Consider the following 6,362-nt stretch of genomic DNA (forward strand, 5'->3'; position numbering starts at 1 on the left):
ATCGCCAAGGGCGCCGGCGCCGGCCTCTCCAAGATCGGCGACATCACCAAGGGCATCAAGGGCATCAGCAACATCGAAATCCCCAAACTCCCCGACGACGCGATCACCCTTCCCGAGGGCTCCTTCAAGCTCCCCGACGGCACCGTCCACCTCCCCGAAGGCGCGGCAATCCCCGAAGGCGGGATCAAGCTCCCCGACGGCAACGTGAAGTTCCCCGACGGTGCGCCCGTCCTGCCCGAGGGCACCACGAAGCTGCCCACTGGTCCCGGTGAACCGGCACGCTACTTCGACCAGGACTGCAATCTCCTCGACGAGAACGGAAACGTCCTCCAGAAAGCCGAGAACGCTCCCAGCGGTCACACCCCCGACACCGGCGCGGACACCCCGCACACCGAGCCTCCCTCCCCCGCCAGAGAGCCTGCCCTCGTCGGCGCCGGAGCCCACACCGCCGACAACGGGGCGCACGCCGGTGCCGACGCCGGGAACAACGTCATCCATCTCGGCGACAGCCTCGGCAACGACCTCGGGGACGTCGGCCGCGCCGGAGACGACCTCAACGGCCCCACCCCCCACACCGGCGACAACCTCCCCGGCAGCAACGCGGACAGCCGCCTCCCCCATGGCGGAGTGGGCGACAGCATGCCCACGAATCACGCCGACGACAACCTCCCCGGCGACAGCACCAACCGCGGCCCCGGCGGCCCTGGCGACGGCCACGGCCACGGCCCCATCGCCGGACATGAATCGCCCGCCCACCACACCGGCGGACACGGAGACGGACACGGCGGTCCGCACGACCCGGCGCCCGCTCACCACAGCGATCACACACCAAACAGTCATGCCGACGACGGCGCACACCATGGCGCCCACGACGCTCGTGATCCGCATGCGGAGCACCTTGCCGACGACGGGCTGCCGCATGACGTCGGCGCCCCGCACTCCGATGGCGAGCACAGCTTCGACGGTTCGAATCACCATGACGGCGACGGCCCGGAGAACCAGCCGCAAGGCACGCCTCTGGACCCCCAACCCGGCTGGCACGGTCAAAGCGCGGACCAGATGCGCCACTACCGGCGCCCGGCCCTGGATGTTTCGCACCTGCCTCTGAAGGATCAGCTTTCTGTTCTGGAACGCGAATCAGCTGCGCTCGCCGATGACGCCTTTGACGCCACTTCCGGAGCGGCGCACCCCGGCCAGAACCAGCTCAACTCGGGATGTGCAGGAAGTCTTTTGCACGACAACGTGATCTCCAGCCACAGCAGCACCACGAAAATGCATGGCCAGAAGCTACCGAAAACACATCAAGTCCTTGACGATATCCTGAAGGACGTCGGCAACAAGCTTGATGCTGCCGGAATGAAGAAGGGTCTTGGCCATGGAAAATGCGCGGAAGTATCCCTGATTGGTGACCGCCTGCACCAACTGGACCCGACAGGATCATCAATCCGCACAATCGATGACGCAAGGAAAGCCCTTGAAGGCAGCGTGATGCACACACGTCAAATCGGGAACGTCTACGACCGCGCCACCGGTGAGCTCGAACGCGCGCATGGCGACTTCCTCGCCCCGTGTTACACATGCAGGCATGTGCTGCCGCAGTTGGGTATTCACGTACACTCGTGATGCGTCGGCTCACGGAACGGAATGGATAATGAGCTCCGAAGATTTCACACCCGAAGTACGTGACTGGTTGGCGGTAAACGGCTGGTCACCAGGCCGCGACATCGGAGACCATGCCGAAGAGCTCATTCAAGTCCGGGTACAGGATGCCCAGCGGCAAGGCGTCGCACTGACTCCTGTACCCGCCGCGGTACGCCTCATCCACACATACGGCATGCTGCGCCTCGCCCACCCCAGGGTGCCGGACATGGCCTGGGTCATGAAGCCGACGATCGGATACGACGGCGACGCGGAAGCCATCAAGGAACTGGCATCCGGGCTCGGAACGGAGCTTTTTCCCATCGGCTACGAATCTTCCGAGTACGGAATTCTGCTGGCTGACGAGAAAGGGCGCCTCTTCCACCTCCACCACACCGGAGGGTATTACTTGGGCGAGAACACCTCCGATGCTTTTTCCAGGTTCTTGGGCGGCGTATCCGACCCGGATGCGGAGGATTTCTTTGTCTGAGCAGTTCCCCGCCGTAGCCTCCTCGTTGCTGATCGGCGGCAAGGTCTTCAGCCACACCAGCCTGGCCGGGGAAGGGACCGTCGGACTTCACCCGGCCATCAGGTCGTTCATCGACACACTGCCGGGCGACGTGCCCTTCACCGGACGCTGCGCCGAATCCGCCCTGCTGTCCGACCAGCTGTGGGCGCTCGACTCCGTTCGAAATGACGGCCGGACGACGGCCCTCGAAGAAGCGGCTCCGCACTTCGAAGAGTCCGCCATCGTCTCCAAGATGATCCGCGGCCGCGGGCATCCCGATCACGGCAAGACCACCGAACCGTGCGGCGTCTGCCGACTCCTCCTTCAGAAGCTGGGCGTGCACGTGATCTCCTGACGTTGCAACGCCGCGTCCGACAACTCACCGCACTTGAGCGGCTGCGGAGCAACGTCTGGGACAACCCCGAGCCGGCGTTCGCCCACGGGCACTCGCGCGCCTGATGCGCAAGCACATGCGCCGTGCGGCTCTATGGGGGACCCGCCCGGACCGGAGAACTTGATCTCCTGATGGCACTTCCCCGAATCGACATCGACGACTGGCGCCCGACCTCTCGAACATCAACGAGGTGATGGAGGCTGCCTTCCAGGAGCTCGGTTCGAAGGGACTGGACCTGAAATGACCAAAGAATCGACGCTCGCCCTGCTGGAAAGGGTGTGGGCAGCAGACTGGTCCGGCGACTGGGATCACGCCTTCGAGCACGTGATCTGGGGACGTTGATTCGTCAGTTGGTGCAGGCGGCGGCGCCGTTGGAGGGGAAGTTCCACGGTGCGGGGCGTGTGGCGTTCGATTCGTTCAAGAGTCGTTCGGACGAGATCACGGCCGCGTTGAACGGTTCGCTCTCGGCTCTCCTCGGTGGTCAGTCGGGGATGGAGCAGGCGTTCGGTTCGGGTGACCAGGAGCAGGGTGACAACGCGCGGCAGCAGATGTCGGCGGCGAATTTCGATGCGGCGCGCTTCGGCGGCCGTTGATCACGGGGGGCTGGGTTTCTGATGGCTGGTGACGGTGACCGTCGTGCGTACGACACGGGTGCGTCCGCACGGGCCAACCCAAGCTACGACGGAGGCCCGGTGCGGCTGGTGTCGTGCCATACGGGAACGACAGCAGAAGGCGCGTTGGACATCCCCGCCGCACAAGCCGCCGCCAATGAACTCGGGGTCCCCGTGATGGCCCCGACCAACAAGGTCGGTGTAAATACCAAGCTCGGCCCCAACCAGACCCCGAAGATCTTTGGTGGAGGATACCGGCGAACGTTCCTTCCCATGGCCCGCTAGCAGAGGATCTCCCATGCAGATCGCCGACTTCTTCCAGGAACTCTGGGCACCCTCGTTCGGAACACCGAGGGGAAGTGTGCGGGATTTCCTTGCGCCGGACCCTTACGAAGATGCCAAGCAGATCACTGAGTATCTGCTCGGAGGGCACGAAATCTTCAGCGTCATGGGCTCCTCCGAAGACGTGCTCGGCTCCGGCAAGACCGTGCTCGGCGGCGATTCGATCTTCTCCGACGGAGAGTGGATCTGGAGGGGGGACCTCTGGTTCTACGTCCGGACACACCACGTAGAACTCCCTGAAGAATTCCTTGCGCGGATCAGAGAGCACGACTATCTGGTGCCCGCCGAGAACGAAACCCACATGGTTGAGGTCGCCAAATACGTCGATGCGAATCTCTGAGCAGCCGGCCCAAGCGGCCTCGTCAGGCCGGCCCCGCTCGCTCTCGGCCATGTGCCTGAGAGTCGCCTGACACGCCAGTCGAAGGGAGTGGCACCCGAATGGTGTGCTCGCCGCCGAGGTGGTGCCCTCGGAGAACGGTCTGAGCATGCTGGCGGAACGTCGCTGGAACGAAGAGGGCCGACCAACGAAGAACTGGCGCAAGCGAGGAGCGATGCCTCGTCGGCAGCGAGGAGTGACCAGGAGTGAACAGCGAACCGTCACGGGCCGGCCTTGAGCGGCTGCGTGCCATCGACTGGAGCGACGACTCCGCGGCGTACGAGCACGCGCAGTCCCGCCGCCTGCTGATGCACGAGCACCTTCGACGGTCCGCTCTATGGGCCCAGGCATACGGCGCCGAGGGCGACTGGCCCTTCTTCGACGTCACTCGATACATCGACAAGGAGTTCCGGCTCCCACCGGCACTTGCCACAGAGCTCGACGAGTGCCTCAAGAAGGTCGCGTACAGCGCCCGGAAGACCTGCGGGGCGGCCGTACGACTTGCGGAGCTCCGCGCGCGGGGCGACATCGCGATGCCCGACCTGCCCGACCTCTACGAGCCCCTGATCCTCTTCTACGAGCGGGGTGGCGAGTACCTTCAGGACGGGGCCGGATTCCTCGACCTGACCGGTGTGTCCATCAAGCCCCGCGGCCTTCGCCACCACCTCGTGGACCTGCCCTTCCTCACACTTGACACGCGCACGCTGGACGCCCTGGATGCCAAGGGACGGATCTCCTACCACGCTCCGGCCGACCGTTCGGGGCTCGTCGTGCGGCGGCGCCTCCTCAAGGCCGGAGAGCAGCGCGACGAGGTCTTCACACAGGACTTGCGCTGGGAGCCGACGGACCTGCTCCGGCTCTCCGGCGAGAAGAAGACCGATGCTGTCTACACGCAGATCGGCGACATCGACGCGGCGCAGCTCATCCAGTCGGCCGTCCTGGGTGTCTCCCGCCCTGACGCGTCGCGGCCCGACATGACACGCATCGACATCGACGACCCAGAATTCGAGATGGCCGAAGATGAGGTCGCCCTCTATCGAGGAGGGCGTTTCACCGGCGAGGTGGTCGAATACCAAAGGGGTGCGCTCGTCAGCCTCGTCACCTACAAGGAAGGGGTTGAGGACGGCCCTTCCAAGGAGTGGTACGTGGATGGAACCCTGAGGTCCGATGGAGTGCTGCGGGGAGGGCTCCCGGTCGGTGAGTCCACGGATTGGCATCGCAACGGGAGGCCGGCCGCGCGCGTGCTGATGAGCGCGAACGGACTGCGGCAACTGGAGATCACCGAGTGGGACGACGAGGGGAACCTGACGAAGGAGTGGCGCGCCGAGCGCGGTTGATGCCTGGCCGGGTCGACATCGACGACCCCGGAGTCGACATGGATCAGGGGCAGCGCTTGTTGTACAGGAGGGAACTCTTCACCGGCGAGGTGGAGGAGCGTCTTGGTGATGCCGTGGTCAGTCTGGACTCGTACGTGGCGGGGGTGCAGCACGGTCCCAGCCGCGAGTGGTACGAGGACGGCACGCTCCGGTCCGAGGCGACGGCCCGCGAGGGGCGTCCGGCAGGGGTGTCCAGGGAATGGCATCCGAACGGTCTGCTCGCCTCCGAGGTGGTGTTCTCCGAGGACGGTACGGCCATGCTCGGCGAGCGTCGCTGGAACGAAGAGGGTCGGCCGACGAAGAACTGGAGCGCGAGCGAGGGCTGACTCCGGCCCCGTAGGCAGATGAGTGAACAGCGAACCGTCGCCACATCGAACGCACGCCTGCGGCGCAGAGGAGGGCCGGCCGTACTTCGACGTCCGCGCGTACGTCGATCCGGCTCGCGCCTGACGTGGCGACGGATCTCGGTGAGGGGGCTGAACCTCAAGTGACCGGCGACCGTCCACGCGTGGTGATCGAGCGGCTGCGTGCCATCGACTGGAGCGACGACTCCGCGGCGTACGAACACGCGAAGTAGCAGCCCGCGCGGCATCGTCCGGCACCCGGGTCGACGACGACCGGACGTATGACGAGGCGTTCACGCGCAACCTCCGCTGGGAGCCGACCGAATACCTCCGGTTGTACGCACCCGGGCACAACGAGGTCGACCACGTCCCGATCACCGAGATCGAGGCCGCCGCATTCACCGAATCGACGACGAAGAGGCTCCTCGGATCCTGATGCCCCACCGGTCCGCAGGCGGTCGGCCCGCCCCTCACGATCGTGCGCACGGCGTGAAGATCGACCGAAGATTCTCGGGAGCACCGTCACGCCGGGAGGACGCCCGTTCTCCGCGCTCCGGTCAAGTGCCCCGTTTCCGCACCTCATTGCCCGTGCCGCGCTTCGGAGACCACGTCACAACCTGTTCACGGCCTTGAGGCCCTCGATTGCTTCGGCGCCGCCGAAGTTGATAGGGAGGGTCAGCACATTTGTTTGCTCGGGTTCGGCAGGGGGACTGGATGAAGTTCGACATGGGGGCCCAGGTTCTGACGACTCTGTCGTCGAAGTCGCGTGGGTC

At 65.3% G+C, this 6,362-nt stretch carries 7 protein-coding genes; all 7 read left to right on the top strand.

The features are described from left to right. A partial coding sequence (locus ACIRP2_RS39480; protein ID WP_404258596.1) for a YwqJ-related putative deaminase occupies nt 1-1,623 on the top strand: 1,623 nt, incomplete at its 5' end. Nucleotides 1,624-1,651: 28 nt separating this feature from the next. Then, on the top strand, nt 1,652-2,128 hold the full coding sequence (locus tag ACIRP2_RS39485) for an SUKH-3 domain-containing protein (RefSeq protein WP_361459271.1): 477 nt from the start codon (nt 1,652-1,654) through the stop codon (nt 2,126-2,128). Continuing rightward, nucleotides 2,121-2,501 carry a YwqJ-related putative deaminase gene (locus ACIRP2_RS39490; protein ID WP_404258597.1) on the top strand — a complete coding sequence of 127 codons (381 nt, stop codon included), beginning with the start codon at nt 2,121-2,123 and terminating at the stop codon, nt 2,499-2,501. The genes ACIRP2_RS39485 and ACIRP2_RS39490 overlap by 8 nt, the downstream gene beginning before the upstream one ends. A gap of 341 nt (nt 2,502-2,842) precedes the next feature. Further along, nucleotides 2,843-3,133 (top strand): hypothetical protein, encoded by a 291-nt coding sequence (locus tag ACIRP2_RS39495; RefSeq protein WP_404258601.1) that lies wholly within the window; start codon nt 2,843-2,845, stop codon nt 3,131-3,133. A 316-nt stretch (nt 3,134-3,449) separates the two neighbouring features. Continuing rightward, nucleotides 3,450-3,833 (top strand): hypothetical protein, encoded by a 384-nt coding sequence (locus ACIRP2_RS39500; protein ID WP_404258598.1) that lies wholly within the window; start codon nt 3,450-3,452, stop codon nt 3,831-3,833. Nucleotides 3,834-4,075: 242 nt separating this feature from the next. Further along, the gene (locus tag ACIRP2_RS39505) at nt 4,076-5,206 is read left to right on the top strand and encodes a toxin-antitoxin system YwqK family antitoxin (RefSeq protein ID WP_404258599.1); all 1,131 of its coding nucleotides are present in this window, start codon (nt 4,076-4,078) and stop codon (nt 5,204-5,206) included. A gap of 56 nt (nt 5,207-5,262) precedes the next feature. Further along, complete coding sequence (locus ACIRP2_RS39510) at nt 5,263-5,571, top strand: toxin-antitoxin system YwqK family antitoxin (protein WP_404258600.1); 309 nt, start codon at nt 5,263-5,265, stop codon at nt 5,569-5,571. The last annotated feature ends 791 nt before the right edge of the window (nt 5,572-6,362 follow it).

The sequence above is a fragment of the Streptomyces sp. NPDC101194 genome, from assembly GCF_044767885.1.
Taxonomy (GTDB): Bacteria; Actinomycetota; Actinomycetes; order Streptomycetales; family Streptomycetaceae; genus Streptomyces.

Bases quoted from the DNA above. Each gene is read 5' to 3' on its own strand.
- ACIRP2_RS39485 (WP_361459271.1), top strand. From the start codon at position 1,652: ATGAGCTCCGAAGATTTCACACCCGAAGTACGTGACTGGTTGGCGGTA.
- ACIRP2_RS39500 (WP_404258598.1), top strand. From the start codon at position 3,450: ATGCAGATCGCCGACTTCTTCCAGGAACTCTGGGCACCCTCGTTCGGA.